Origin of the sequence: Enterobacter sp. JH25, assembly GCF_021725435.1 — a bacterium.
Lineage (GTDB): Bacteria > Pseudomonadota > Gammaproteobacteria > Enterobacterales > Enterobacteriaceae > Enterobacter > Enterobacter intestinihominis.
Genome location: NZ_CP091319.1, coordinates 3,188,894 through 3,215,538 on the forward strand (window position 1 = coordinate 3,188,894; position 26,645 = coordinate 3,215,538).

28 protein-coding genes are annotated in these 26,645 nt (G+C 53.7%); 4 read left to right on the forward strand and 24 right to left on the reverse strand.

Annotated features, from left to right (window positions below):
* Nucleotides 1-25 precede the first annotated feature (25 nt).
* From L2Y28_RS15310 to L2Y28_RS15320, 3 genes are read right to left on the reverse strand one after another with little or no spacing between them, the layout of a single operon-like run.
* Nucleotides 26-1,408 (reverse strand): hypothetical protein, encoded by a 1,383-nt coding sequence (locus L2Y28_RS15310; RefSeq protein ID WP_022648843.1) that lies wholly within the window; start codon nucleotides 1,406-1,408, stop codon nucleotides 26-28.
* Between the two features lie 3 nt (nucleotides 1,409-1,411).
* Nucleotides 1,412-2,806 (reverse strand): hypothetical protein, encoded by a 1,395-nt coding sequence (locus L2Y28_RS15315; protein ID WP_022648844.1) that lies wholly within the window; start codon nucleotides 2,804-2,806, stop codon nucleotides 1,412-1,414.
* Between the two features lie 21 nt (nucleotides 2,807-2,827).
* On the reverse strand, nucleotides 2,828-3,073 hold the full coding sequence (locus L2Y28_RS15320; protein WP_022648845.1) for a helix-turn-helix transcriptional regulator: 246 nt from the start codon (nucleotides 3,071-3,073) through the stop codon (nucleotides 2,828-2,830).
* A 122-nt stretch (nucleotides 3,074-3,195) separates the two neighbouring features.
* Between L2Y28_RS15320 and L2Y28_RS15325 the strand changes: the two genes are divergently transcribed.
* Together L2Y28_RS15325 and L2Y28_RS15330 are read left to right on the forward strand one after the other, a co-directional pair.
* Nucleotides 3,196-3,456 (forward strand): helix-turn-helix transcriptional regulator, encoded by a 261-nt coding sequence (locus L2Y28_RS15325; RefSeq protein WP_022648846.1) that lies wholly within the window; start codon nucleotides 3,196-3,198, stop codon nucleotides 3,454-3,456.
* Nucleotides 3,457-3,539: 83 nt separating this feature from the next.
* Nucleotides 3,540-4,049: a GNAT family N-acetyltransferase gene (locus tag L2Y28_RS15330; RefSeq protein WP_022648847.1), complete on the forward strand. Its 510-nt coding sequence runs from the start codon at nucleotides 3,540-3,542 to the stop codon at nucleotides 4,047-4,049.
* Nucleotides 4,050-4,189: 140 nt separating this feature from the next.
* On the opposite strand, the gene hisP is transcribed toward L2Y28_RS15330, so the two are convergent.
* The 15 genes from hisP to pdxB all read right to left on the reverse strand — a co-directional run bounded on the left by hisP (nucleotide 4,190) and on the right by pdxB (nucleotide 18,291).
* Entirely contained in the window at nucleotides 4,190-4,963 is a 774-nt protein-coding gene (gene hisP / locus L2Y28_RS15335) for a histidine ABC transporter ATP-binding protein HisP (protein WP_003861426.1), read from the reverse strand.
* 9 nt (nucleotides 4,964-4,972) lie between these two features.
* The gene (locus L2Y28_RS15340) at nucleotides 4,973-5,686 is read right to left on the reverse strand and encodes an ABC transporter permease (RefSeq protein WP_003861424.1); all 714 of its coding nucleotides are present in this window, start codon (nucleotides 5,684-5,686) and stop codon (nucleotides 4,973-4,975) included.
* Complete coding sequence (locus tag L2Y28_RS15345) at nucleotides 5,683-6,369, reverse strand: histidine ABC transporter permease HisQ (RefSeq protein WP_022648849.1); 687 nt, start codon at nucleotides 6,367-6,369, stop codon at nucleotides 5,683-5,685. Before L2Y28_RS15345 ends, L2Y28_RS15340 begins: the two co-directional genes overlap by 4 nt.
* Nucleotides 6,370-6,457: 88 nt before the next feature.
* Complete coding sequence (hisJ, locus tag L2Y28_RS15350; protein ID WP_003861421.1) at nucleotides 6,458-7,240, reverse strand: histidine ABC transporter substrate-binding protein HisJ; 783 nt, start codon at nucleotides 7,238-7,240, stop codon at nucleotides 6,458-6,460.
* Between the two features lie 224 nt (nucleotides 7,241-7,464).
* Complete coding sequence (gene argT, locus L2Y28_RS15355; RefSeq protein WP_015572255.1) at nucleotides 7,465-8,247, reverse strand: lysine/arginine/ornithine ABC transporter substrate-binding protein ArgT; 783 nt, start codon at nucleotides 8,245-8,247, stop codon at nucleotides 7,465-7,467.
* A 265-nt stretch (nucleotides 8,248-8,512) separates the two neighbouring features.
* Complete coding sequence (locus L2Y28_RS15360; protein WP_022648850.1) at nucleotides 8,513-9,106, reverse strand: UbiX family flavin prenyltransferase; 594 nt, start codon at nucleotides 9,104-9,106, stop codon at nucleotides 8,513-8,515.
* An 89-nt stretch (nucleotides 9,107-9,195) separates the two neighbouring features.
* The gene (gene purF, locus L2Y28_RS15365) at nucleotides 9,196-10,713 is read right to left on the reverse strand and encodes an amidophosphoribosyltransferase (RefSeq protein WP_022648851.1); all 1,518 of its coding nucleotides are present in this window, start codon (nucleotides 10,711-10,713) and stop codon (nucleotides 9,196-9,198) included.
* A 33-nt stretch (nucleotides 10,714-10,746) separates the two neighbouring features.
* Nucleotides 10,747-11,235, reverse strand: coding sequence for a colicin V production protein (cvpA, locus tag L2Y28_RS15370; RefSeq protein ID WP_000262116.1), 489 nt, complete (start codon nucleotides 11,233-11,235; stop codon nucleotides 10,747-10,749).
* Nucleotides 11,236-11,489: 254 nt separating this feature from the next.
* Nucleotides 11,490-12,185, reverse strand: a complete 696-nt coding sequence (gene dedD / locus L2Y28_RS15375) for a cell division protein DedD (RefSeq protein WP_017383444.1) — start codon at nucleotides 12,183-12,185, stop codon at nucleotides 11,490-11,492.
* Nucleotides 12,175-13,443 (reverse strand): bifunctional tetrahydrofolate synthase/dihydrofolate synthase, encoded by a 1,269-nt coding sequence (folC, locus tag L2Y28_RS15380; protein WP_022648853.1) that lies wholly within the window; start codon nucleotides 13,441-13,443, stop codon nucleotides 12,175-12,177. The genes dedD and folC overlap by 11 nt, the downstream gene beginning before the upstream one ends.
* A gap of 70 nt (nucleotides 13,444-13,513) precedes the next feature.
* Nucleotides 13,514-14,419 (reverse strand): acetyl-CoA carboxylase, carboxyltransferase subunit beta, encoded by a 906-nt coding sequence (gene accD, locus L2Y28_RS15385; protein ID WP_022648854.1) that lies wholly within the window; start codon nucleotides 14,417-14,419, stop codon nucleotides 13,514-13,516.
* A gap of 154 nt (nucleotides 14,420-14,573) precedes the next feature.
* Nucleotides 14,574-15,233, reverse strand: coding sequence for a DedA family protein (locus L2Y28_RS15390; RefSeq protein ID WP_006811410.1), 660 nt, complete (start codon nucleotides 15,231-15,233; stop codon nucleotides 14,574-14,576).
* Between the two features lie 28 nt (nucleotides 15,234-15,261).
* Nucleotides 15,262-16,074: a tRNA pseudouridine(38-40) synthase TruA gene (gene truA / locus L2Y28_RS15395; protein WP_001286071.1), complete on the reverse strand. Its 813-nt coding sequence runs from the start codon at nucleotides 16,072-16,074 to the stop codon at nucleotides 15,262-15,264.
* Nucleotides 16,074-17,087, reverse strand: coding sequence for an aspartate-semialdehyde dehydrogenase (locus L2Y28_RS15400; protein WP_022648855.1), 1,014 nt, complete (start codon nucleotides 17,085-17,087; stop codon nucleotides 16,074-16,076). The genes truA and L2Y28_RS15400 overlap by 1 nt, the downstream gene beginning before the upstream one ends.
* A 67-nt stretch (nucleotides 17,088-17,154) precedes the next feature.
* Nucleotides 17,155-18,291, reverse strand: a complete 1,137-nt coding sequence (pdxB, locus tag L2Y28_RS15405) for a 4-phosphoerythronate dehydrogenase PdxB (RefSeq protein WP_022648856.1) — start codon at nucleotides 18,289-18,291, stop codon at nucleotides 17,155-17,157.
* Between the two features lie 111 nt (nucleotides 18,292-18,402).
* Here pdxB and flk point away from each other — a divergent pair, with 111 nt between their 5' ends.
* Nucleotides 18,403-19,407: a flagella biosynthesis regulator Flk gene (gene flk / locus L2Y28_RS15410; RefSeq protein WP_022648857.1), complete on the forward strand. Its 1,005-nt coding sequence runs from the start codon at nucleotides 18,403-18,405 to the stop codon at nucleotides 19,405-19,407.
* A gap of 84 nt (nucleotides 19,408-19,491) precedes the next feature.
* Here flk and L2Y28_RS15415 read toward each other — a convergent pair whose 3' ends face one another.
* Both L2Y28_RS15415 and fabB read right to left on the reverse strand, forming a co-directional pair.
* Entirely contained in the window at nucleotides 19,492-20,670 is a 1,179-nt protein-coding gene (locus tag L2Y28_RS15415) for an MFS transporter (RefSeq protein WP_022648858.1), read from the reverse strand.
* Between the two features lie 68 nt (nucleotides 20,671-20,738).
* Nucleotides 20,739-21,956 (reverse strand): beta-ketoacyl-ACP synthase I, encoded by a 1,218-nt coding sequence (gene fabB, locus L2Y28_RS15420; RefSeq protein ID WP_022648859.1) that lies wholly within the window; start codon nucleotides 21,954-21,956, stop codon nucleotides 20,739-20,741.
* A gap of 158 nt (nucleotides 21,957-22,114) precedes the next feature.
* On the opposite strand from fabB, the gene mnmC reads away from it, so the two are divergent.
* Nucleotides 22,115-24,112, forward strand: coding sequence for a bifunctional tRNA (5-methylaminomethyl-2-thiouridine)(34)-methyltransferase MnmD/FAD-dependent 5-carboxymethylaminomethyl-2-thiouridine(34) oxidoreductase MnmC (gene mnmC / locus L2Y28_RS15425; protein WP_022648860.1), 1,998 nt, complete (start codon nucleotides 22,115-22,117; stop codon nucleotides 24,110-24,112).
* 65 nt (nucleotides 24,113-24,177) lie between these two features.
* Here mnmC and L2Y28_RS15430 read toward each other — a convergent pair whose 3' ends face one another.
* From L2Y28_RS15430 to mepA, 4 genes are read right to left on the reverse strand one after another with little or no spacing between them, the layout of a single operon-like run.
* Nucleotides 24,178-24,453, reverse strand: coding sequence for a YfcL family protein (locus L2Y28_RS15430; protein WP_022648861.1), 276 nt, complete (start codon nucleotides 24,451-24,453; stop codon nucleotides 24,178-24,180).
* 13 nt (nucleotides 24,454-24,466) lie between these two features.
* On the reverse strand, nucleotides 24,467-25,012 hold the full coding sequence (locus L2Y28_RS15435; protein WP_022648862.1) for an elongation factor P hydroxylase: 546 nt from the start codon (nucleotides 25,010-25,012) through the stop codon (nucleotides 24,467-24,469).
* Nucleotides 25,012-25,821 (reverse strand): sulfite exporter TauE/SafE family protein, encoded by an 810-nt coding sequence (locus L2Y28_RS15440; RefSeq protein ID WP_022648863.1) that lies wholly within the window; start codon nucleotides 25,819-25,821, stop codon nucleotides 25,012-25,014. The genes L2Y28_RS15435 and L2Y28_RS15440 overlap by 1 nt, the downstream gene beginning before the upstream one ends.
* Complete coding sequence (gene mepA, locus L2Y28_RS15445; RefSeq protein ID WP_003861385.1) at nucleotides 25,821-26,645, reverse strand: penicillin-insensitive murein endopeptidase; 825 nt, start codon at nucleotides 26,643-26,645, stop codon at nucleotides 25,821-25,823. Before mepA ends, L2Y28_RS15440 begins: the two co-directional genes overlap by 1 nt.

Sequence of the window (26,645 nt, forward strand, 5' to 3'; positions counted from 1 at the left end):
ACTGAGGCTTATTTCGTTTTTAATGTTAATTAATAAACCCCAACTCAAGCCAACACTCTTTATATTTAGCCTTGAAACTATCCTCAGTACAACTTAATATATTTAATGATATATAAAAATTTAAAAGTAAAGATAACTGCTGTTCCAAATCAAACTCACTTGAAGGTGAAGAAATCATTGGCGTGAACATGAACTTATCAACCCAACGATTGAAAGATGAGCCAACATTAATATTTAATGGTATATCTCCCTCACAAATAGATATGTCGCTGTAATATTCGTTATAGCACGGAATTAATCTTCTCGTAGGTGGTTCAGAAACATTCAACTCAATTTCTTTTCTTAATAATGCTGACGGACAGGTAAAAGTTTTTAACCCATCATTTTTAAATTTGAATATAAAACCAATACCATCATCTTCATCATAGCTTTCAGATTCATCAAATGGCAAATCGCCATAATATTCTTCAACAACTAGAGATAATGATTCTTTTTTGAAAATACCAGACAGTATTTGCATGACATTCAAATCAATGTCATTAAATTTAGTATTATATAAAAAACCATATTTGTGTTCATAAACAAACAGATCGTTTTCACCAGATATATACTGCTCTAATTTTATCCCATTTATCTCATATTGTTTCCATTCATAGTTAATAGACTTTCCAGTCACGGAATATAAATAAAAATCAGATAACTTATCATCTTTAGTATTTTCCCTCAAGTTTGATGAATGATTCTCAAGTATATAAGTGATGATTTCTTCAATTTCTTTATGCCTGTCTGTTCGACCTTTTTTTCTATCTATCGTTAACCAATATCCAGCACTGTTTTTGAAAATATCCAGTTCGCCAACCAAGCATTTAACATTAAAACTTGTATCAAATTCAACGCCTTTATATTTGAAGGTTAGATTAGCAAAAATGTAATCTTCCATGTTTATTTTTATGCTAAAATCTGCACCAAGAGAATAGTCTGACATAAAAACATTACCTTCTTTATTTTCAACGTCAACTCTCCTTTCTAATTTAGTTTTATTGATTATTAATGGAATATGGGACTTTTTAAAATCTGAGGTTAACATCTGCATTACATTTTGATAAAAATCGTTTTTTTGTTCTAAAAGCAATGGATCTTCATAGTTTTCAATACGGCGACCTCTGTAATTTATAAAATTCTCATTTTTGCTTTTAAAAATTGATTTGATTTCAGTTCCTTCAAATCGTCTATCATCCAATTCTTTTATTGAGATATCAAAGAATTCATTATCGGCATTATTTATAACCTTTATTTCATAGCAAGGATTTTCCTTTTTCCTAGTTTTAATTACAACCTCATCACATAATTTAAAAACTGTCTGAAGGCCAATACCGAAATATCCAGACGGCTTTGCCCAATCTGGCATTGTTCAATTTAATTTTTTTATTAATTCAACTGACTCCGATCCTACTACTAGAATCTTCCTTATATCATTAATATCCATGCCAAGGGCAAAATCTTTAATAATGAAACTATTAAATTTCACACCTTCTTCACTGTCATATTCTTCAATTAACAATTCTATTTTATATTTCTCTAATTCATTTATAAAAAACTCTCGATCTTTTACATCATCATGAGATAAACTGCTATTAGAAATCAGCTCATCCCAAACTTTATAATATGTTGCATCAATAGAATTTTGTAACAATTCACGAACGAAAGGATATTTCTCACTATATATCTGAGAGCCTGTAATATATTCATAAACTCGTTTAGGATTTAAAGTTATTTTTGGTACTTTGCCATCAATAGCTATATAGTCTTTTATTCTACACTCAAGTATACCGATGGTCGGCAAAGCCCTGAAATCACTATCGGGAACTATTTCATTCCAAACCCTCTTCTGATAATCGAATTCATTTTGTATATAATTAAACCAACCTTGTTGTGCGTGATATGCTCCATATTGTTCGCACTCAGCTTTTATTTCAATTACTTCGCTATTTATAAATAAGTGTTTTATTGATGCATGTTTTTCTTGATGATTTTTAGAGGAAACAGGTACATTCCCAATATTTGCTAATAAAGTAGGGCAAAACCTGCCATCATCAATATCCAATAGATCTCCTATTCTTAATAAAGCTGCTATATATCGAGGGTGAGCATAATCTTCTGCATCCATTCCATCATTATACTTTGCAAGCTCCAAAATGGCATCGGGATTTCTTCCATGGCACTGAACTATTTGCGCCACAAAATTAAACAGCCTTTGTGGAATTAATGAAGTTCTAGGTGAAAATACATTTATCTTTGATGGTTCTTTTACAAAGTGTCCAGATCTATCTGCGTGTAATTTCCTGAAATAATCAGCTAAAACAAATGTCAAAGAATTAGATATAGAAAGTGCTTTTATGATATCATTTTCATTTTTACGTTGTAATATTTCTTTTGCATGTTTTGATAGTTCACTTTCATTTTGGGATAACTCCTCAAGATAAAAATGAAATGACGGATCTCTTAAGAGTTCCTTTTTTTCTTCATTAGTAATTACCATACCGGCATCATGCCAGTAGCAAGACTCTAACAGCAACCAACAATCTGTTGCGGTCAATTTATAAATATTTGGAGAAATAACTTTCTCTATTTGTGTAATTATTGTGGATGAATGTGATGCGTCATGTAAACTGTAATGAGGGAAATCTCTTGATACTGTATTAAGCGCTCTTGATAATAATTTTTTATCAAATTCCCACTGCGCCCATAATAATGAGTAATTAGGGTTACCTTCAGCAAGCTGCTTTAATCTCTGCTCTATTCTCATAACTCGATTCCTAATTAAAATTTATTTAATAAGATAAGTGTAAATATACTCAGCCAAATCATCCTCAACAGTATAAAAATAACAAGCCGGGATATTCAGCACCTCAGCCAATTTACACGCCAGTACGAAATCAGGCGTGTGGATCCCCTTTTCATACTGGTTCATACGTGCGCTAGCAGTCGCTTCATCAATCCCCGCGAGGATCCCAAGTTTTTGCTGTGATAGTCCGGCTTTCAGCCTAGCCGCTTTAAGTCGATGGGGAAGCATGATAACTCTTCAAAATCTGGAAGTAGAGTCATGATTCTGGTATTCCGTTATTGAAATTACACTAAGTATTACTTAGCATTTGTGTCTGCAATTTGAACAAAATTATATATAAAGGAAAATATATGAATAGAGATCAGGACATGCACCCAGCGGATATCATCGCCATGCTCCATAAGCGTAAACTTTCACTGGCAGCTCTTTCCCGCCAGGCTGGTTTGAGTTCTTCTACTCTTGCAAACGCGCTCTCCAGGCCGTGGCCCAAGGGGGAAAAGATCATCGCGGAGGCACTAGAAAAAGATGCGGCGTCGATCTGGCCCAGTCGCTACTACGATCAATATGGCAACTATGTTGATCGTTCTCAGTTAATGAGGACCAAACGCTAACCTCCATCACCAAAATCCATTCTGTCCGCCAGTTACATTCCGGTGTTAAGGTAATAAGCCAATTTCATCGGAATGGCGTAACAATGGCAACCATCACCACTCCCCGGCTTCACCTCACCCCTTTCGAACCCTCTGACTGGGCGTTCTTCCGCTCGCTGCGCGAAAACCGCGACATCATGCGCTATATGGCCGCTATTGCACCCGAAAAAGAGACCCGACGCGTGTTTGCCGCACGTCTGATGGCGGAGCATGTTTTCGTGATTCGTTTTCAGAATGACGATACGCCGCTGGGCGATATCGGCCTGCAAATCAGCCCTGAGAACCGTGAAGAGGCGGATATCGGCTACACGGTTGTGCCTGCCGCACAGGGAAAAGGCATCGCCAGCGAGGCGCTGCGCGCGGTATGTGACTATGCGTTTAGCCAGACCAGCGTAAAAGCGATTAACGCGTACGTGCTGGCGGACAACGGCGGATCTGTGCGGGTACTGGAGAAAGCGGGGTTTGTGCGTACGCAGGTGCTGGAAAAGGCGTATGAGATTGACGGCGTACGGTATGACGACTGGGTGTATCGGCTGGAGTGTGGTGCGGTCTGAATGCCGGGCGGCACTGCGTTTGCCCGGCCTACGGTTTTTGTAGGTCCGGAAAGCGAAGCGCCACCGGGCAATTGGGCGGCTCTGCGGCCTGATGCCCTCACCCCGGCCCTCTCCCACAGGGAGAGGGAGAAAGGCCAAACCTACTTCAACGAGCCTTTCAGGAACTGCTGCAAACGCGGGCTTTGCGGGTTCGCCAGCACCTCGTCCGGATGACCCTGCTCCTCAATCTTTCCCTGATGCAGGAAGATAACGTGGTTAGAAACGTTACGGGCAAAGCCCATCTCGTGCGTCACCACCACCATCGTTTTGCCCTCTTCCGCCAGCTTCTGCATGATGCGCAGCACTTCGCCAACGAGTTCAGGATCCAGCGCGGAAGTCGGTTCGTCAAACAGTAATACTTCCGGCTCCATCGCCAGCGCGCGGGCGATGGAAACACGCTGCTGCTGTCCCCCTGACAGGTGCACCGGATATTTGATCTGCTGCCGCTCGTCGATACCCACTTTCGCCAGGTATTTCACCGCACGCTCGCGGGCTTCCTGCTTGCTTAAGCCGAGCACCTGAACCGGCGCTTCCATCACGTTCTCCAGCACCGTCATGTGGCTCCAGAGATTAAAGTGCTGGAATACCATGGTCAGGCGTGTGCGCAGCAGGCGCAGCTGGTTTTTATCCGCCACCTTAAGCTGACCGTCTTTATCACGGACCATGTTGATGTTCTGTCCGCTCACCACAATCGATCCTTCGCTCGGCTTTTCGAGGAAGTTGATGCAGCGCAGGAAGGTACTTTTACCCGAACCTGATGAGCCGATAATACTGATCACGTCGCCCGCGTTAGCCTCCAGCGACACCCCTTTCAGCACTTCATGTTCGCCGTAGCGCTTGTGCAAATCAATTACGTTTAATTTGTTCTCAGCCATCATAAATTCTCAGTGCGTCGACGGTTTTATATGCTGCAACCAGCGTTTTTCAGCCTTACGGAACAGGCTGATCAGGACGTAAGAAATGATCAAATAGAGCACTGCCGCAATGCCAAACGCCGTAAACGGCTGGTAGGTGGCAGAGTTAATATCGCGGGCAATCTTTAACAGATCCGGCACCGTGGCGGTAAACGCCAGTGCCGTCGAATGCAGCATTAAAATCACTTCGTTGCTGTACGCCGGCAGCGCAATGCGCAGCGCTGAAGGCAAAATAATACAGCGGTAGAGCTTTACGGAGGAAAAGCCATACGCGCGCGCCGCCTCAATCTCACCGTGCGGCACGGAACGAATGGCCCCGGCGAAGATTTCGGTGGTATAGGCGCAGGTATTGAGGGTCAGCGCCAGCACCGTACAGTTCAGACCGCTGCGGAAGAACGCGTTCAGCATCTCGGTGCCTTTCACGATCTCCAGCGTGTACATTCCGGAATAGAACACCAGCAGTTGCACGTACAGCGGCGTACCGCGAAACACGTAGGTGAACAGCCAGATCGGAAACTGGATAAATTTATTGTTCGACACGCGGCCAATGGCGAGGAACACCGCCAGAATGCCGCCCATGACCACCGAGGAGATCAGCAGCCACAGCGTGATCGCCACGCCAGTAAAGCGGTAGCCATCCGTCCACAGCAGGGATTTCCAGTACTCCTGAATAATCTCAATCACAGGTCAGCCCTCTTCACACCCACGGAGTAGCGACGTTCGAGCAGAAGCAGCACACCATTGGAGACGGTCGTAAAGACCAGATAGATTACGCCGCAGACCACCGCAAAATAGAACGGTTCCCAGGTACTTTTACCCGCCAGCTGCGTGGCCTTCACCACATCTTCCAGACCCAGCAGGGAGACCAGCGCCGTTGCCTTGAGAATAACCTGCCAGTTGTTACCGATGCCCGGCAGCGCGTAGCGCATCATGGCCGGGAACATGATCCGGCGAAACGTTTGTGAGGAGGTAAAACCGTAGGCGGTCGCCGCTTCAATGTGCCCTTTCGGCACAGCCATGTAAGCGCCGCGAAAGGTCTCAGTGAAATAAGCACCGTAGATAAAACCAAGGGTAATAATACCGGCCACCATCGGGTCGATATCGATCTGATCCATGCCGATGGCATCCGTGACGCCGTTAAGTACGATTTGCAGGCCATAAAAGATCAGCAGCATCAGCACCAGGTCAGGCACGCCGCGAATCAGCGTGGTATAGCCTTCAAATATCAGCGCCAGCGGTCTGTTGGCGGATAACTTTGCCCCCGCGCCCGCCAGGCCTATCAGCACCGCCAGCACCACGGAGCTGATAGCCAGCTCAAGGGTGACAAGCGCGCCCTGTAAAATAACGCCAGAAAATCCGTACAGCATACCGCGTGCCCTGTCGTCTCGTGAGTGGTAGAACCGTGTCTTTTCCCCTCCCGCAACGGGAGGGGCCGCACGTTATCAGACGGGGCGATTAGCCGCCGTAAACATTAAAATCGAAGTACTTTTTCGCCAGCTTGTCGTAAGTGCCGTCCGCGCGCATCTCGGCGAACGCTTTGTTCAGGGCTTCACGCAGTTCGTTGTCTTCTTTCCGCAGGCCCATACCGGTACCAACGCCAAAGAGTTTTTCGTCCTTAATGGACGGACCCCCGAACTTGTAATCTTTACCCACAGGCTGTTTCAGGAAGCCTTCGCTTGCCGCCACTTCATCCTGGAATGCCGCGTCAATACGGCCTGCCGTCAGGTCTGCGTAGATGTTTTCCTGACCCTGGTAAGAGACAATTTCAATCCCCTTTGGCGCCCAGTGCTCGTTACCGTAGGTTTCCTGCGTCGTACCCTGCAACACGCCCACGCGTTTGCCCTTCAGAGATTCAAGGGTTGGCTGAATGTCAGAGGATTTCGCCACCACCAGACGTGAGTCAGCCGCGTAGAGTTTGTCCGTGAAGGCAATCTCCTGCTGACGTTTTTCGGTGATAGACAGGGAGGACATGATCACGTCAATTTTTTTCGCTTTCAGGGACGGGATTAGCGCGTCCAGCGGGTTTTCAACGTAGGTACATTGCGCTTTAATGCGTTTGCACAGCTCGTTAGCCAGATCGATGTCAAAACCGACCAGTTCCCCCTTCGCATTTTTCGATTCGAAAGGCGCGTAGGTTGGGTCAGTCCCAATACGAATTTTCTGCGGAATGGCTGCGAATGCTGCGGTGGCGCTGGAAAAGGCCAGTACCAGAGAAAGTGACAACACCAGTTTTTTCATATCTGTCCTCAACAAACTGTCTAAATACGAGATTTTACGACTACGGGGTGCCGTTAATGTGCCATTAATCCCCTCACTCAGGCAAAGATTAATGCCTCTGAACGGGAATTTTTGCATTTAAAATGCTTAACTATGCACACAGCGTTCCAATATGGTGCATTGCTTGCACCATGCTGGAACACTTCCCCTAAAGATGCACCACATCAGTGCATCTCATTCAGGTATTAATCACCGTAGACGTTGAAATCAAAGTATTTCTTCGCCAGTTTGTCGTAGGTACCGTCTTTACGCAGCTCATTAAACGCTTTGTCGAAGGCGGCTTTCAGCTCGGTATCATCCTTACGCAGGCCAATACCGGTGCCGTCGCCAAAGTATTTTTTGTCTTTCACCGACGGGCCGGCAAAGGCGTACTCTTTACCCGCAGGCTGTTTCAGGAAGCCTTCGCTCGCGGCGACTTCATCCTGAAACGCGGCATCCAGACGGCCTGCCGCCAGGTCAGAGTAGATCAGATCCTGGTTCTGGTAAGCGACCACATCGACGCCTTTCTCGCGCCAGTTAGCATTGGCGTAACCTTCCTGGGTCGAGCCCTGAAGCACGCCAACATGTTTGCCTTTCAGCGAGTCGATGGTCGGCTGGATTGGCGAGCCTTTCGCGGCAATCAAACGTGAGTCGGCAGCGTAGAGCTTCTCTGAGAAGGCGATCTCCTGCTGACGTTTTTCCGTGATGGAGAGAGAAGAGATAATGGCATCAATTTTCTTGGCTTTCAGCGACGGGATCAGCGCGTCAAAGTCACTGCCCACCCATGTGCATTTCACTTCCATGCGTTTGCACATCTCATTTCCCAGATCGATATCAAACCCCACGAAGTCGCCTTTCGCATCCTTGGAGGAGAATGGCGCGTAGGTTGCGTCTGTACCGATACGAACTGTCTGTGGTAGCGCTGCATAGCTACTTGCTGCTGCACTCAAGCCCACGAGCAAAGACAGAGCCAGAACCGTCTTCTTCATACATTTACCCTCAAGAACCGTGATTTTATTATGGTTTATGTTGTGTGTTGTGTTGCAGGCTGCTCTTGCAGGTCTTATGCCACATTGTCGTCGGGTTAAAACTACGACGTTAAATATGTTAATAAAACGTTGCGATACTGCCTTAATGGTGAAAGATAGCAGGTCTGCCGAACGAACCGGAAAGAGAAAAAGGGAAAAAGCGAATTAAATGTCGAGGATATGATCGCGGTTGCAGTTTTGCCCTGAAACAGGGCAAACAGTCATTTCATGCACCTTGCTTGTGCACAGCTTCACGCCCCTGCCAGCGGGTAAAGAGATCTTCCGGCAGGTCTATATCGAACTGATCCAGCACGCGGTTAACGGTCTGGTTGATGACATCGTCCAGCGTTTGTGGACGATGATAGAACGCGGGGACCGGCGGCATTATCACAGCTCCCAGTTCGGCTGCCTGCGTCATTAAACGCAGATGTCCCAGGTGTAGCGGCGTTTCCCGCACGCAGAGCACCAGAGGACGACGCTCTTTCAGCACCACGTCCGCCGCACGCGTCACCAGCGTGTCGGTATAGCTGTTTACGATACCGGAGAGGGTTTTAATCGAACAGGGCAAAATAACCATGCCGGCCGTTTTAAACGAGCCCGAAGAGATGCTGGCGGCGATATCGCGGGCATCGTGGACAACATCAGCCAGCGCCTGAACGTCGCGCAGAGAGAGATCGGTTTCAAGAGAGAGGGTCTGACGCGCCGCCTGGCTCATCACCAGATGAGTTTCTACGCCTGCAACGTCACGCAGCACCTGTAACAGCCGGACGCCATAAATCGCGCCGCTGGCACCGCTGATCCCTACAATGAGTCGTTTCATGATTTTTGCCCTTGCTGATTTCAGGGCTGACTGTGCAGGATTTTACGGGGAGTTGCAAGTGAGGGCGAGCCCCCTCACTTGCCGGAGCATCAACCTTCGTTGTGCATCTCTAAGCTTTCGAGATCGTTTTGCAGCTGGACGGCTTTCGCATCGTCGTTACGCAGAGAATCAAGGTAGTCGAGATACTGCTGGTCTACGTCTTTTGTCACGTAGATCCCATTGAATACCGAGCATTCGAACTGCTGAATATCCGGGTTCTCGGCGCGCACCGCATCGATCAGATCGTTCAGATCCTGGAAAATCAGGCCGTCGGCCCCGATGATCTGGCGAATCTTATCCACTTCACGGCCATGCGCAATCAGCTCATTAGCGGTTGGCATATCAATGCCATACACGTTCGGGAAGCGAATTTCCGGCGCTGCGGAGGCGAGATATACTTTCTTCGCCCCGGCCTCACGCGCCATCTCGATGATCTGCTCAGACGTCGTGCCGCGCACAATGGAGTCGTCCACCAGCAGCACGTTCTTGTCGCGGAACTCGGCACGGTTAGCGTTCAGCTTACGACGTACGGACTTACGACGCAGCTGCTGGCCCGGCATGATAAAGGTGCGGCCAACGTAGCGGTTTTTCACGAAGCCCTGACGGTACGGCTTGTCCAGAATACGGGCAATTTCCAGCGCGATATCACAGGAGGTTTCAGGGATTGGGATCACGACGTCGATGTCGAGATCGTCCCACTCGCGGGCAATCTTCTCGCCCAGCTTCGTCCCCATGTTGACGCGCGCGCTGTAAACGGAAATTTTGTCGATGAACGAGTCCGGACGCGCGAAGTAAACGTATTCGAACAGGCACGGGTTGCTCACCGGGTTGTCGGCGCACTGGCGGGTAAACAGCTGGCCCTTCTCGGTGATGTAGACCGCTTCGCCTGGCGCGACATCACGCAGGAATTCGAAGCCCAGCGTGTCCAGCGCCACGCTTTCGGAGGCAACCATGTACTCGGAACGGCCATCGCCGAGGTCACGTTTGCCGAGCACCAGCGGGCGAATGCCGTTTGGATCGCGGAAGGCCACCATGCCGTGACCGATAATCATCGCCACGCAAGCGTACGCGCCACGGATCTGGCGATTAGTCGCGGCAACGGCGGCAAAAATGTTGTCTGCTTCCAGCGGATAATGGCGGAAGTTATCCAGCTCGCTGGCAAAGATATTGAGCAGGATTTCAGAATCAGAGGTGGTATTAATGTGGCGACGTTTCTCTTCAAACAGCTTTTTACGCAGCTCGTGGGCATTGGTCAGATTGCCATTGTGGGCAAGCGTGATGCCATACGGGGAGTTAACGTAAAAAGGCTGAGCCTCAGAGGCGCTGGAACTACCAGCAGTAGGATAACGAACGTGACCGATCCCCATATTACCTTGCAGACGCTGCATATGGCGGGCTTCAAACACATCGTTTACCAGGCCGTTCGCCTTGCGTAAACGGAAGCAATTGTTTGCATCAATGGTGATGATACCCGCAGCATCCTGCCCACGGTGCTGAAGCACCGTTAACGCGTCATAAATCGACTGGTTTACCGGCATGAAACCGGCGATACCGACAATACCGCACATTCGTCTTTTCCTCGTTAAGCCACATCTCAGGGTTTATGCCCTGGGCAAGAAACTCGACGAGCTTTGCAGATAGTCAAAGAACCATCTGATGATGAAGCTGAACTCCGGAATGAGCTGCGATTTTTGCCAGTCTTCACTTTTGGAGAACCCGGTAAAGGTATCCAGGAAGAACAGGATCGCGGCCACAATGAGCACGCCTCGCAACGCGCCGAAACAGATGCCGAGCACCCTGTCCGTTCCTGACAGACCGGTTTTCTCGACCAGCTGGCCTATCACGTAATTGACGATAGCGCCGACAATCAGCGTCGCGATAAACAGCACCGCGATGGCGATTCCGTTTCGGACCAGTTCATCTTCAAAGCCCGTGAACCAGACAGACAGGTAAGTGTAGTAATGACTGGCAACAAAGAAAGCACAACCCCAGGTTACCAGCGATAACGCTTCACGAACAAAGCCACGGATCAGGCTAACCAGACAGGAAAAACCAATCACCGCAATGATGGCGTAATCAATCCAGACCATATGTGTCCCACGATTAAACGCCCTGTCATCCAGTTCGGGGCGAATTCTAACAGAAAAAGAAAACGTTTGCGTAGGGATTTCCTTCCCACGCGTAAATAAAAAAGGCGCTGAAAAAATGCTCAACGCCACCGCACCTTTGACGTTTCTGTGAACGTCTGCCCCCCCCTCACCCCGGCCCTCTCCCTCAAGGGAGAGGGAGCAAACCATCCCCTCGCCCCTTTGGGGAGAGGGTTAGGGTGAGGGGGTAATTTCTGTCAATTTGCGCTGTAGTTCATCACCACACCGCTCAGGCCGGAGATTTGCTTCAGCTCGCCAAGCGAACCTTTGAGCTTATCTTTAGACGCATCCGGCCCCACGAGGATACGGGTAATTTTACCCTGTACCGGCGTGGTGGGTGAAGTATAAACACGGTATCCCGCGCCGCGCAGTTTACTCACAATCTCATTGACCTTATCTGCATTTTTCAATGCACCGAGCTGAACGACATAGGCTTTGCCCGTAGGGGCAGCCTCCTGCTGGGTCTGTTTGGCCGGTGGCGGCGTTTCGGTTGCCGCAGCCAGCTGCTCGTCGGCTTTGTCACGCTGCGGTTTAGGCTGCGTTTTCTCTACCGGTTTCGGTTTTTCAACCGGTTTGGGTTGCTCTACCGGTACGGGATCGATTTCAACATTGTTATTCGCGGCCAGACGCGACGGGTCAAGAGACGGCGCGGCTGCATCACCTGCGCGCACCTCTTCCGCTGCGCCTTCAGGCGGCTGGGCTGGCAGCGCCTGCGTTGCCGCTGGCAGCATATCGGGCTCGTCGCGATCGCCCGGTTTGGGTACCAGCGGAATGGCCGCAAATTCATCCTGGTAATGCTTTTTCTGCCCGTCGAGCAATCCCGGGAGAATAATCACCCCGAGCGCGACCAGCACAATGGTTCCTGTTAAACGGTTCTGAAACTTACTCGCCACCGGTTCTCCCCGCGTCCATCACTTCCATGACATGTGCCACCGTGTGGAATGACCCACACACCAGCACGGTATCTTCTGGTTTAGCCTCCGCCATCGCGGCACGCCAGGCCGAAACCACACTGCTGTAGATTTCGCCTTTGCCGAGATGTTCCATCAACTGCTCAGCAGTCGCGCCGCGCGGCCCTTCCAGAGGAGCACAATACCAGCTATCGACCACACTCTCCATGCAGGCCAGCGTGCCGCCGATATCTTTATCATGAAGCATACCGATAACCGCCAGCACGCGCCCGGTTTTTGGTAACGATTTGAGACGTCCTGCGAGGTACGCCGCCGCATGCGGGTTATGTGCAACATCCAGAATCAGACGCGGTGACTCACTCACAATCTGAAAACGTCCCGGCAGCAGTGCGTTCTGAATGCCATCGCGGATTGCCTGCTCGCTCACCGTTAACCCGCTGGCGCGCAGGGCTGCCAGCGCAGTCGCCGCGTTAGGCTGTGGCACCTGCGGCAGCGGCAGATTCTCCAGCACGCCCTGCGCATCGCTGAAGCGCCAGCCGTTGTCCTGCACCTCATACTGCCAGTCCACGCCGCGACGCAGCAGACGAGCACCCTTCTCTTTCGCCACTTCAGCGATGGTATGTGGCATGTCCGGTTCGCCAACCACGGCAGGCTTATCGGCCCGGAAAATACCGGCCTTCTCACGGCCAATGCTTTCGCGGTCGGGCCCCAGCCAGTCGGTGTGATCCAGCGCGATGCTGGTGACGACGGCGACATCCGCATCTACCATATTTGTGGCATCCAGACGTCCACCCAGACCCACTTCCAGGATCACCACGTCCAGTTGCGCCTGCTTAAACAGCCACAGCGCCGACAGGGTGCCGTATTCGAAATAGGTTAATGAGGTATCGCCGCGCGCGGCTTCGATAGCGGCAAACGACGCCGTATGGGCCGATTCGGCCAGCTCGGTGTTTTGCACCCGCACCCGCTCGGTGTAGCGCACCAGATGCGGCGAGCAGTAAACGCCTACCTTATAACCGGCTGCCATCAGGACAGATTCCAGCGTGCGGCAGGTGGTGCCTTTACCGTTAGTGCCGGCCACGGTAAACACGAAAGGCGCAGGTTTCAGCACGTCAAGGCGCGCGGCAACCTGGCTTACGCGCTCAAGGCCCATGTCGATAGTTTTACTGTGCAGGTTTTCCAGATAAGAAAGCCACGCGGCCAGGGGCGACGTGGCTTGAGGAATGCTTTTATTTTCCATGATGCCCGGTTGTCATTAACGGTTTAGAAAGCAAAAGGGCAGCGCCATTTGGCCCTGCCCTTTTCAGTTATCAGGCCTCGGGTTCCTGATCCGGTACCACCACGCCTTCGCGCGGCTCGTCCGGGCTCGGCGACGGCAGATTCATCAGCTTCGCCAGGACGCTTGCCAGTTTGAGGCGCATCTCCGGGCGGCGGACGATCATGTCGATAGCACCCTTCTCAATGAGGAACTCACTGCGCTGGAAGCCCGGCGGCAGTTTCTCACGTACGGTCTGCTCGATAACGCGAGGACCGGCAAAGCCGATCAGCGCTTTTGGCTCAGCGATGTTCAGGTCGCCCAGCATCGCGAAGCTTGCAGAAACGCCGCCCATGGTTGGGTCGGTCAGTACCGAGATGTACGGCAGACCGCGCTCCTGCATTTTCGCCAGCGCGGCAGAGGTTTTCGCCATCTGCATCAGGGACATCAGCGCTTCCTGCATTCGTGCGCCACCGGAGGCGGAGAAGCAGATCAGCGGGCAGTTGTCTTCCAGCGCCTGCTCAACGGCACGCACGAAACGCGCACCAACCACAGAGCCCATTGAGCCGCCCATAAAGGCGAACTCAAACGCGGCGGCAACCACCGGCATCTCATGCAGGGTGCCTTTCATGACGATCAGCGCGTCTTTCTCGCCGGTCTCTTTCTGTGCAGAGGCCAGACGATCTTTGTATTTTTTGGAGTCGCGGAACTTAAGCACATCTTTTGGCTCCAGTTCGCTGCCCAGTTCTACCAGAGAACCTTCGTCCAGCAGGCTATGCAGGCGGTTGCGCGCCGACATACGCATATGGTGGTCACACTTCGGACACACCTCAAGATTGCGTTCCAGCTCTGCGCGATACAGAACCTGGCCGCAGCTATCACACTTCGTCCATACCCCTTCAGGAATGCTCGCTTTACGCGTTGGGGTAATGTTGCTTTTAATTCGTTCAATCCAGCTCATTGATAACCTTTCTGCCTGAACCTGGTCGTATGCCAGTTTTGCTGTAAGAGGCGAATAATGCCATTTTTGCCTCCAACAGACCATGAATGTTGCACATTAAAACATAACAGCCCGAAACTTTGGATAAAAAAGTGGTCGAACCGCCAGCGTGCATTTACTTCGCTTGTTTTGCCGCCGCGCGTTTGTGACGAATAATTTCGATCACACCCGGCAGAACGGAAAGCACAATAATCGCTACAATCAGTAACTTAAGGTTTTCCTGAACCACCGGCAGATCGCCAAACAGGTAGCCCGCATAGGTAAACAGCAGTACCCACAGCAGCGCGCCCACCACGTTGTACATGGCAAAATGACGATAGGACATGTGACCCATTCCCGCCACAAACGGTGCAAATGTGCGCACAATAGGCACAAAACGGGCAAGGATAATGGTTTTACCGCCATGGCGCTCATAGAACGCATGGGTCTTATCTAAATAACTGCGGCGGAAAATCTTCGAGTCCGGATTACTGAACAACCGCTCGCCAAACACCCGCCCGATAGTGTAGTTGACCGCATCACCAATAATCGCGGCGATGATCATCAGGACGACCATCAGGTGGACATTCAGGTCATTCGTTGGCAGTGCGGATAACGCGCCCGCCACGAACAGCAGTGAATCTCCCGGCAGGAACGGCGTAACCACAAGGCCGGTTTCACAGAACAGAATGAGGAACAGAATGGCGTATACCCAGACGCCGTACTGCGCGACCAGCTCCGCCAGGTGAACATCAATGTGCAGGATGAAATCAATCAGAAAACGTATTACGTCCATATTGTCTAAGCCCTAATTGCGCCTTTGTTTAGTCCGCTAAAAACAGCGGGCCCATTGGCGGTTTTGGCAGGTCGAACCGGTCCGGGTAATCCACCGAAACCAGATACAGACCTTCCGCTTTCGCCGTTGCTGCCGCAAGCGTTCTGTCCTTCGCTGCCAGCAGTTCTGCAATCCAGCTCTCCGGCTGGTGTCCGGCGCCCACTTCCATCAGGCTGCCTACAATATTCCGCACCATATGATGTACAAAGGCATTGGCTTTGATATCCACCACCACATACGCGCCATAACGACTGACGTTAATGTGCATGACGTTACGCCACGGCGTACGGGACTGACACTGCACCGCACGAAACGACGTAAAATCATTCTCTCCAATCAGACACTGCGCCGCACGCTGCATACGTTCTGCATCCAGCGGTTCATAAAAATGCGTCACGCCCTGGCTTAACACCGCCGGGCGCAGGCGCTGGTTGTAGATGACATAACGGTAGCGCCGCGCCGTCGCACTGAAACGCGCGTGAAAATCATCCGGCACAGCTTTCACCCAACGCACGGCAATGTCACCAGGCAAATTCGCATTTACACCCAGCGTCCAGGCCGCGTCTTTGCGCACGGCGGTGGTGTCAAAATGCACCACCTGCCCCGTGCCGTGAACGCCGGCATCGGTGCGGCCCGCACAGAAGACGCTTATCGGTTCATTCGCCACCTGAGAGAGCGCTTTCTCCAGCTTCTCCTGGACGCTGCGCACCTCATTCTGCCGCTGCCAGCCATAGTATTTACTGCCATCGTATTCAATGCCGAGGGCAATTCTGTGGACCGGCTTTTGTTCCACATCTGACATCAGTACAGATACTCCTGCACCAGTTTTTCCGCGATTTTGACCGCCATCAGCGCGCCGCCAAAACGCACGTTGTCGGCAACGGACCAGAACTGCACCTGCTCAGGCATACCGTAATCGTTACGCACGCAGCCCACAGAGAGATGCGCGCTGCCGGTAGCGTCGCCCACCTGCGTCGGGAATTCACTCTCTTCGGACAGGACAAGGTCCTCTCCGCGGCCAAACGCGTCGCGGGCTTCTTCAGCCGCCAGCGGACGCAGGGCTTCAAACCCGACCATCTGCGCGTGGCCGTAAAAGACCGAAGACTGCACGACGTTCGCGGAGATCATCAGACCGTCATCCTGCAGAATTTTGCGTGCTTCATCGACGATACGACGCTCTTCCCGCACCGAACCTTCACGATCCGGCAGCAGCGGCAGCATGTTGAACGCCAGCTGGCGGCCAAAGAAATCATCTTCGTCGATCGGGATACCGTTCAGCAGCTTCGCGCTCTGCCCTGCCAGTGCGTCTACGGCTTTTTTGCCGTTAGCGGAGGCTGACAGCAGGCTGGTCACGGAAATACGCGACAGGCCACCGTCGTCGATCAGCGGCTTCAGCGCGGTCAGCAGCTGGCTGGTGAGGCTGTTCGGTACTGCAATGATATTGCGGTTGCGGTAGTCAGCCAGCACAAACGGGTTGACGTCCGGCACCACCAGCGGCACATCCGGCTCCAGGGAGAACAGGCCGCTCAGGTCGATCACCAGACAGCCTGAATTGGTCGCTTCTTCAATGTAGGATGCCGTGGCTTCCGCACCTGCGGCAAAAAACGCCAGCTGAGCCTGTGTCCAGTCAAACGCGGCGGCATCCTGCACCATCACGGATTTCCCGCCGAAACGCAGATGTTCTCCTGCGCTGTCGGTACGCGCCAGCGCGTAAATGTCGCCCACCGGGAACTGACGCTCAGCAAGGGTTTCAAGCAGGGCTTCGCCCACGGCGCCAGTGGCACCCAAAATGGCAATGTTCCAGCCTTCAGACATGGTGGTTTACTCCAGAAATAAAAAAGCGTCCCTGCCGGAATATCCGACAGGGAGCATTAAGAAGACATTAACGTGCCGGGTGGTGAACGGCGTTAAATCCCAGCTGATGCAACAGCGCCGCCGCGGGGGCGTCATCGCACATCACATACAGGGAGGACCACTCGCGGCGCTCAAGGTAATTTTTGCGCAGCTTGTCAAACTCACCCGGAATACCCGCCACTTTACGCAGCAGCGCGTCATCGCGGCGCACATCATACACCAAATGCACCAGTCTTTTCAGCGTTGCCTCATCCAGCGGTCCATGAAGGGTAATGCGACCAAATTCCGGGGCGGGCAGCAGCGTATCCAGCGCTACCTGCTGCGGATGGCCGATAAAGGCGCTGTAAGCCTCAAACACCTGGGTTGTACCACGCGCTTTGCCTTCAAGGGTATAACCCGCGATATGCGCGGTACCCACGTCCACCTTATTCAGCAATGCGACGTTGAGATCCGGCTCTGGCTCCCAGACGTCCAGTACGACGCTAAGATCTTGTCCCTCGTCGAGACATGTCAGCAGCGCCGCGTTATCCACCACCGGTCCCCGGCAGGCATTTATCAGAATAGTGCCAGCCTTCAGACGGCGGATCAGCTTTTCGTCGGCCAGGTGCAGAGTCTTGTACGGCCCTTCTTTAAAGAGCGGCGTATGGAAGGTGATGACGTCGCACTCGTCGACCAGCTCATCCAGCGTGCGGAAATCGCCCTCATCGCCGTTATCCTTACGCGGCGGATCGCACAGCAGAGTGCGGATGCCCCAGGCTTCCAGACGCTTTTGCAGACGTCCGCCCACGTTGCCCACACCCACAATCCCGACGGTGCGGTCTTTCAGCGCAAAACCATCGCGCTCGGCCAGCATCAATAGCGAGGAGAATACATATTCCACGACGGCAATGGCGTTACAGCCTGGCGCCGCGGAAAAACCAATCCCCGCCAGCTTAAGCCACTGGTCATCCACATGATCGGTCCCGGCCGTTGCCGTCCCGACAAATTTAACCCCTTTGCCGGTGAGCAGCGCCTCATTTACTTTGGTCACCGAGCGCACCATCAGGGCGTCTGCATCGTCCAGTTCGCTGACCGGAATCGGGCGACCAGGGACAGCCTTAACCTCACCCAGGCGGCTGAACAGCTCACGGGCGTAAGGCATATTTTCATCAACGAGGATTTTCACGTCTGAGTACCTGTTTGAGAGGAAGTAAACCTGCCAAGTGTGCCATAATCTCGCCGCCGGGCATATATCTCCGCCCGGTTACGCAGAGTTTGACTTTAAGGATTTTTGACGATGCAGCCCATTTCAGGTACGCCTCCGCGCCCTCCGGGTGAAGGCCCCGTAACGCCCAACACGCCAGGCGAACAACCGCTCTCCACGCAGCAACGCACCGTACTGGAGCGTCTTATCACGCGTCTTATTGCGTTGACCTCACAGCAAAACGCAGAGGTATGGGCCGGCGTTAAGCACGATTTGGGCGTCAGAAACGATGCGCCGCTACAGTCGCGCCATTTCCCTGCCGCCGAACAAAACCTGAACCAGCGTCTTACCAGCGCACAGCAGCAACATACTACCCGCCAGATTATCTCGCAGCTGACCGAGCTGTTGGGCCAGGGGAATAATCGTCAGGCGGTGAGTGATTTTATCCGTCAACAGTACGGTCATACCGCCCTGAGCCAGCTTTCGCCGGAACAGCTGAAAACCGTGTTGACCCTGCTGCAAAGCAATCAGCTTTCTATCCCGCAGCCGCAACAGCGCCCGTCTACAGAGCGGCCATTACAGCCTGCGGAGCATAATACGCTCAAGCAGATGGTCACTAAGCTGGCTGCCGCCACCGGCGAACCGACAAAGCTTATCTGGCAATCCATGCTGGAACTTTCCGGTGTGAAAGCGGGCGAGATGATCCCGGCAAAACTGTTTACCCATCTGGTCACCTGGCTCCAGGCGCGTCAGACGCTCAGCACCCAGAGCGCTCCGACCCTGCACAGCGTACAGGCGGCACTGAAACAACCACTGGAACCGCACGAGTTCGATATGATCCGGGATTACGCCCAGCAGAGCTGGCAGGCGACACCGCAAACCGTGCTGACCACCGCGCAGGTACAGGATTTACTGAATCAGATCTTCGTTCGCCGCGCCGAGCGGGAAGGCGGCGTGCCAGAGGTAAGAAACATTCAGCCGATCTACAACCCGCTGTTTGCCCCCGTTGTTGACACGTTCAAAACGCTTTCTGCCCGTCCGGGATTGATGTTTATCGCGTTGCTGATTTCGCTGGCGATTTTCTGGCTGGTTGCTTAAAACTGCCGGGTGGCGGCTACGCCTTACCCGGCCTACGGTTCGCGCGGTTGTAGGCCCGGTAAGCGGAGCGCCACCGGGCAAAAACTACGACCTGCGAAACGCCACCAGCGTCACCACAATCCCCACCACCGCTGACACCGCACCGGCGAGAAATACGGAAGGATAGCCAAACGACGTTGCCAGCAGCCCCGCCAGCGGCCCGGTGATGCCGTATGAGATATCCTGAAACGCCGCATAGCCGCCCAGCGCCGTGCCGCGCACCTGCGGAGCCACGCGCTTCACCACTTCAACGCCCAGCGCCGGGAAGATCAGCGAGCAGCCGCAGCCGGTTAACGCTGCACCCAGCAGCGCAACGGATGCGGACGGCGCCTGCCAGAGCAGTACCAGACCCGCGGTCTCAATGACCAGTGACGCCACCGCCACCTTCACGCCGCCAAAGCGATCCGGCATCCAGCCAAACAGCACGCGCATCAATACAAACGCGCCGCCAAAAGCCGTCAGCGTAAAGCCTGCCATCGCCCAGCCGCGGCTCATGAAATAGAGGGAGACGAAGGTACCGATAACCGCAAAGCCCACTCCCTGAAGCGCCAGCCCAAGCCCCGGTTGCCAGATTTGCCCCACCACGCTCCACAGCGAAGGACGCTCGCCTTTATGGGCGGGCACCTTGCGCACCGAACCGTTAAACGCCCACGCCAGCAGCGGTAATACCATGGTGGTGCCTGCCAGCACCGCAAAACCAAACTGGCTGTGGATCAGCAGCCCCAGTGGTGCGCCTGCCGCCAGCGCGCCGTAAATCGCCATCCCGTTCCAGGACATCACTTTTCCGGAACGCGCAGGTCCCACCAGCCCCATTCCCCAGGTCAGGGTGCCAGTCAGCAGCTGGCTTTCGCCAAAGCCGAGGATCAGGCGCCCTGCCACCAGCAGCGCGAATTTATACGCTGCATCTATCGGCAACAGCGCCGCCAGCAGCCAGGCTCCCCCCGCCAGCCCGCAGGCAAACATGCCCTGCAACGCCGAGCGTTTTGCGCCGTGCTGATCCGCGAGGCGACCGGCGTAGCCCCGGGTTAATACCGTCGCTAAAAACTGAATGCCCACCGCAATACCGACCATGGTGTTGCCATAGCCCAGCTCCTGGTGAACGAACAAGGGGATCACCGGCAGCGGCAGACCAACGGTCATGTAGGTCAGAAACACCGCAAAGGCGATGCGGAAAAGGGAAAGGTTCCCGGAAGGAGCGCTCTTCTCAGGGGTAACAGCCGTCATGCATAACTCCGTGTTCAGGCATAAAAAAAGGGAGCCGCGTGGCTCCCTTCTACTATATCTTCAAACGCTTACGCTTTCAGCTTACGCATCACCAGCGTGGCGTTGGTGCCGCCGAAACCGAAGCTGTTGGACATAACGGTCGTCAGCTCACGTTCGGTGGTTTCGGTCACGATGTTCAGGCCTGCCGCCTGCTCGTCCATCTCGTCGATGTTGATGCTTGGCGCGATAAAGCCGTTTTCCAGCATCAGCAGAGAGTAGATCGCTTCCTGCACGCCCGCCGCACCCAGAGAGTGACCGGTCATGGCTTTGGTTGCAGAGATAGCCGGACTGTTGTCGCCGAACACTTCACGGATCGCACCCAGCTCTTTCACGTCACCTACCGGCGTTGAGGTGCCATGGGAGTTCAGGTAGTCGATTGGGGTATCAACGCCGTGCATCGCCATCTTCATGCAGCGCACCGCGCCTTCGCCGGATGGAGCAACCATGTCAGCGCCGTCAGACGTTGCGCCGTAGCCCACGATCTCAGCGTAGATGTGCGCGCCACGCGCCAGAGCGTGTTCCAGCTCTTCAACCACAACCATACCGCCGCCGCCAGCGATAACAAAACCGTCGCGGTGTGCATCATAGGTACGGGATGCTTTGTCTGGCGTTTCGTTGTATTTGGTGGACAGTGCGCCCATCGCGTCGAACTCACAGGCCATTTCCCAGCCCAGCTCTTCGCCGCCGCCAGCAAATACGATGTCCTGTTTGCCCAGCTGGATCTGCTCAACCGCATTACCGATACAGTGTGCGGAGGTCGCACATGCGGAGCTGATGGAGTAGTTCACACCGTGGATTTTGAACGGCGTTGCCAGGCACGCGGAAACCGCTGAACCCATCGCTTTGGTCACAACATATGGACCAACCGCTTTCAGGCCGCGCGGGCTGCGCATGGCGTCAGCACCGAACACCTGAGCTTTAGAGGAACCGCCGGAGCCTGCAATCAGGCCCACGCGTGGGTTGTTCTGGTAAGCGTCTTCGCTCAGACCAGAATCCTTGATCGCTTCCTGCATGGAAAGATAGGCGTAGATAGAGGCATCGTTCATGAAACGAACCACTTTACGGTCAATTAAACCGGTGGTATCCAGTTTAACGTTACCCCATACGTGGCTACGCATTCCAGAATCTTTAAACTCTTCAGAGAAAGTGATCCCGGAGCGTCCTTCACGCAGAGATGCCAGGACTTCCTGCTGGTTATTACCGATGCTGGAAACGATGCCCAGGCCAGTAATCACTGCACGTTTCATTCAATACCTCTGTAAGTCGCACTATAAAAAGTTTCGAGTCGCACAATAGCGTACACTTGTACGCCGAACAAGTCCGATCAGCGATTTTCTGTGGAAATTTGCACCGATGGGCTCACATCGCTAAGATCGTGCCACTGCCTGTCGGACGAGTAACTTACGTGAAACAAAACGCCATACAACCTGCCAACCTCGAATTCAACGCTGAGGGTACACCTGTTTCCCGAGATTTTGATGACGTCTACTTTTCTAATGATAACGGACTGGAAGAGACGCGCTATGTCTTCCTCGAAGGAAATCATCTCAGCACCCGCTTCCCTGAGCATCCGCGCAGCCTGTTTGTCGTCGCGGAGAGCGGTTTCGGCACCGGGCTGAATTTTTTGACCCTCTGGCAGGCCTTCGACCAGTTTCGCGCTGCACACCCCGAGGCTACCTTACAAAGATTACATTTCATCAGTTTCGAAAAATTTCCGCTTACCGCGCACGATCTGCGGCTTGCCCATCAGCGCTGGCCGGAGCTTGCCCACTGGGCGGAACAGCTTCAGGCCCAGTGGCCACCGGCTATCGGCGGCTGTCATCGTCTGATTCTGGACGACGGACGCGTCACGCTCGACCTGTGGCTTGGCGACATTAACGACCTGACCGATAAGCTCGATGACTCAATGCATCAGAAAGTGGACGCCTGGTTCCTGGACGGTTTTGCGCCCGCCAAAAACCCTGACATGTGGAGTCCGCACCTGTTCAGCGCAATGGCACGTCTGGCACGCCCGGGCGCGACGCTTGCCACCTTCACCTCGGCGGGCTTTGTCCGCCGTGGGTTGCAGGAGGCGGGGTTTACCATGCGGAAAACCAAAGGCTTTGGCCGCAAACGCGACATGCTGGTGGGGGTGATGGAGCAGGATCTGGCGATCCCGGCACAGGCACCCTGGTTTGCTCGCCGCCCCAGTGCGTCGCGTGAGGTCGCCATTGTGGGCGGAGGTATTGCCAGCGCCCTGCTCTCACTGGCGCTGCTGCACCGTGGCTGGCAGGTGACGCTCTACTGCGCTGACGAGGCACCGGCGATGGGTGCATCAGGCAACCGTCAGGGCGCGCTTTATCCCTTATTAAGTTCACACGATCCCGCACTGTTCCAGTTCTTCCCGGCTGCGTTTACGTTTGCTCGTCGCCTTTACGATAGCCTGCCGGTTGCGTTCGACCACGACTGGTGCGGTGTGACGCAGTTGGGCTGGGATGAGAAGAGCCAACAGAAAATCACCCAAATGCTGTCGCTGGGGCTGCCGGAAACCATCGCCCATGCAGTGACGGCTCAGCAGGTTGCTGAGACCGCTGGCGTCGACACCGGCTGCGGCGGAATTCAGTATCCACTCGGCGGCTGGCTATGTCCGGCTGAACTGACTTCTGCGGCGATAGCCCTCGGGCAGTCGCGTGGGTTGACAGTGCATTATGCCCATAAGGTTCAATCGCTAAGCCGCACTGCGCACTGGGAACTGCGTTTTGCTGACGGCAAAGCGTCGCAGCATGCCAGCGTTGTGCTGGCCAACGGACATCACATCACTCAGTTTACCCAGACAGCGTCATTGCCGGTTTATCCAGTCGGCGGCCAGGTGAGCCATATCCCGACCGCGCCCGAACTGAGCAAACTGCGTCAGGTGCTGTGTTACGACGGCTACGCGACGCCGCAAAATCCGTCCAACGGCCATCACTGCATCGGTGCCAGCTATCATCGCGGTGAAACAGATATTCAGTACAGCGAAGCGGATCAGCAGCAAAACCGCCAGCGCCTGCTCGACTGTTTCCCGAATGCGTCGTGGGCGAAAGAGGTTGATGTCAGTGAGGGTCAGGCGCGCTGCGGCGTACGCTGCGCGACCCGCGATCACCTGCCGATGGCGGGAAACGTGCCGGACTATGACGCCACGCTTGAAGTCTATCAGGATCTTACAGACAACAAAGAAACGGCGGTAAGTGCGCCCGTTTATCCGGAACTGTTTATGTTGGGTGGCTTAGGCTCGCGGGGATTATGCTCCGCGCCATTGCTGGCTGAAGTGCTAGCCGCGCAAATGAGCGATGAGCCGGTTCCGCTGGACAGGGTTACGCTCGCGGGGCTTAATCCGAACCGACTGTGGGTGCGGAAATTGCTGAAGGGGAAAAGGGTTAAGTAGGGTGCGGTCTGGTGCCCTCACCCTGGCCCTCTCCCCAAAAGGGAGAGGGAAGAGAAGGCGGCAACTTAGCGTTTAGCCTGCTGGAACAAATTGTCCCACATGCCCAGCACTAAAGACTGGTCGCGTGGAGACAGTTCCCCGGCCAGAATGGCTTTTTCAAGGCTGCGAGTAACTTCCGCGTGAACGGCGTCGGCAGAGTGATCGTCCCCGGCTTCCAGCGCGGCTACCGCCAGCGTCAGGTGACCACGCAGATAACCGCTGGCGAACAGCTCATCATCGCTGGCGTGTTCCACCATGTCATCAATTAACGCCAGAATGCGTGATTCAAATTCTGCGATCATCTTCTTTCCTCTGTTATAAATCTTCCGGCCACGGGAAGCATTCCGCCGTGATCTCCGGCGTATGGTAATAATTTTGTAAAGCCTCGATCAGGCGTGCCGGACGTTCCGGGATGCCTTTCTCAAGATATTCCATCACCTGCGCATGCACGCGGCGCTGGAAGACGATACGGTCTGGCTCGAAGTCGCCTTCAAGGTTGTCACAGCTGACGTTGAACGGGAAACCCGCCGCCACGCAGAACAGCCACTCCAGCGCCTGCGGTTTCACCTCCACATCTTCGAACTGCCCTTGGGTGGCGGCGTCGCGCCCGTCCGGGCAGTACCAGTAACCAAAGTCCACCAGCTCGCGACGCGCTTTCCCCGCGATGCACCAGTGCGAAATCTCGTGCAAACCGCTGGCGTAAAAGCCGTGGGCAAAGACGATGCGGTTGTATGGAACCTGGTCATCAGCAGGAAGATAGATCGGTTCGTCGTCGCCTTTAATCAGACGGGTATTAAAATCATCAGCAAAACAGCTGTCGAAGATCTCAATCAGCTGTTCGTATTTATGCGTACTGTTCATTAGTTCATCCCCAACCAGGTGAGGATCTCCTGTCCATGGCTGTCATAAAGAAGTTTGGCGCTCATCACCGCCGAGACGACAACAATCATCGGGCGGATCAGCTTTTGCCCTTTGCTTAATACCAGACGCGAGCCTGCGCGCGCGCCCAAAAACTGCCCCGCCATCATCACAAATCCGGTAGCCCAGATAACCTTGCCGCCAATGATAAACAGCAGCAGACCGCCAACGTTGGAGGTTGCGTTGAGGACTTTGGCGTGGGCGGTGGATTTGGCGAGGTTGAACCCGGCCAGCGTCACGAATGCCAGCGCGTAAAACGAGCCTGCTCCCGGACCAAAGAAGCCGTCGTAAAAACCGACGCAGCCACCGGCAATCAGCGCAAACGGCAGGCCGTGCAGTCGCCGCGCCCGGTCTTCCTCGCCGAGCTTTGGCATCAGTAAGAAATAGAGGCCAATACAGATAACCAGAATCGGCAGGATCTGGCGCAGAATGTCGGACTGTACGTGCTGGACCAGCAGCGCGCCCGCCGTCGAGCCAATAAACGTCATCAGGATATTGAGCTTCTGATCGGCAAGATTCACCACTTTGCGCCGAACAAAGTAGAGCGATGAGGAGAGCGAACCGCCGCATGCCTGGAGTTTGTTGGTGGCAAGCGCCTGGGCAGGGCTCATGCCTGCCGCCAGCAGCGCCGGAACGGTGAGCAACCCGCCACCGCCCGCCAGGGCATCGATAAATCCGGCTAACATCGCAACAAAAAAGAGCACCGCCAGCAGCAGCGGTGACACCATAAACAGATCGACGAAATTATCCATTAAAGTACATGCTCATCCAGTAGCGCCTGGCAGGAAGGCGGCAACGGAGGCGGTGTCTTCTTCTCAGGCTTAGAGGTTCCAGGCTTGGCCGGTTCAAACCAGCTTTGCAGTTCGTAACCACAACCATCGCCAGGCGGTGGCAGCGGCTGATCTTCACATTCCAGGCTGTTCGCCGGGCAGCGCAGGCGAACATGCATATGCGCCCGGTGCTGGAACCACGGGCGCACTTTACGCAGCCAGTCGCGATCCGTTCCCGCATCCAGGCAAAGCTGCTGCTTGATGGCCGGGTTAACAAAGATCCGTGTGACGTCGTTATCCTCTGCCGCCAGCTTAATCATGCTGGAAATTTCCGGCGACCAGCGCGAGGCCACGACCCGTTTACCGTCGGCCGAGACCAGATCCAGCGCCTGCGGTTTCAGCAGCTGCGCTGAGCTCCAGCGCGTTTTCGGCAGTTGCAGGAAGATGTCCACATCCAGTCCGGTCTGGTGGCTGGCGTGACCGCCGTTGAAGCGACCACCTGCAGGCATCCCCATATCGCCAATCAGCATCGTCCCCAGCCCCAGGTTATGCACCTGGTTGCCAAGACGCTGAATAAACAGCACCAGGTCAGGATGGCCGAAGTAACGGCGCTGGTCGGTGCGCATCACCTGATAGGTGTCCGACTGCAGCGGAAGTTCCTGCGCGCCGACGATACACCCGTTGGAGAAAGCGCCAATGGACTGCGCGCTTCCCGCTACCGGGTGGGTGATTTTCTGCCACGGCGTGGCGGCCAGGCTTGCTCCACTGGCCAGCAGCGCCAGCAGAGCGATTGCGGTTTTTTTCAT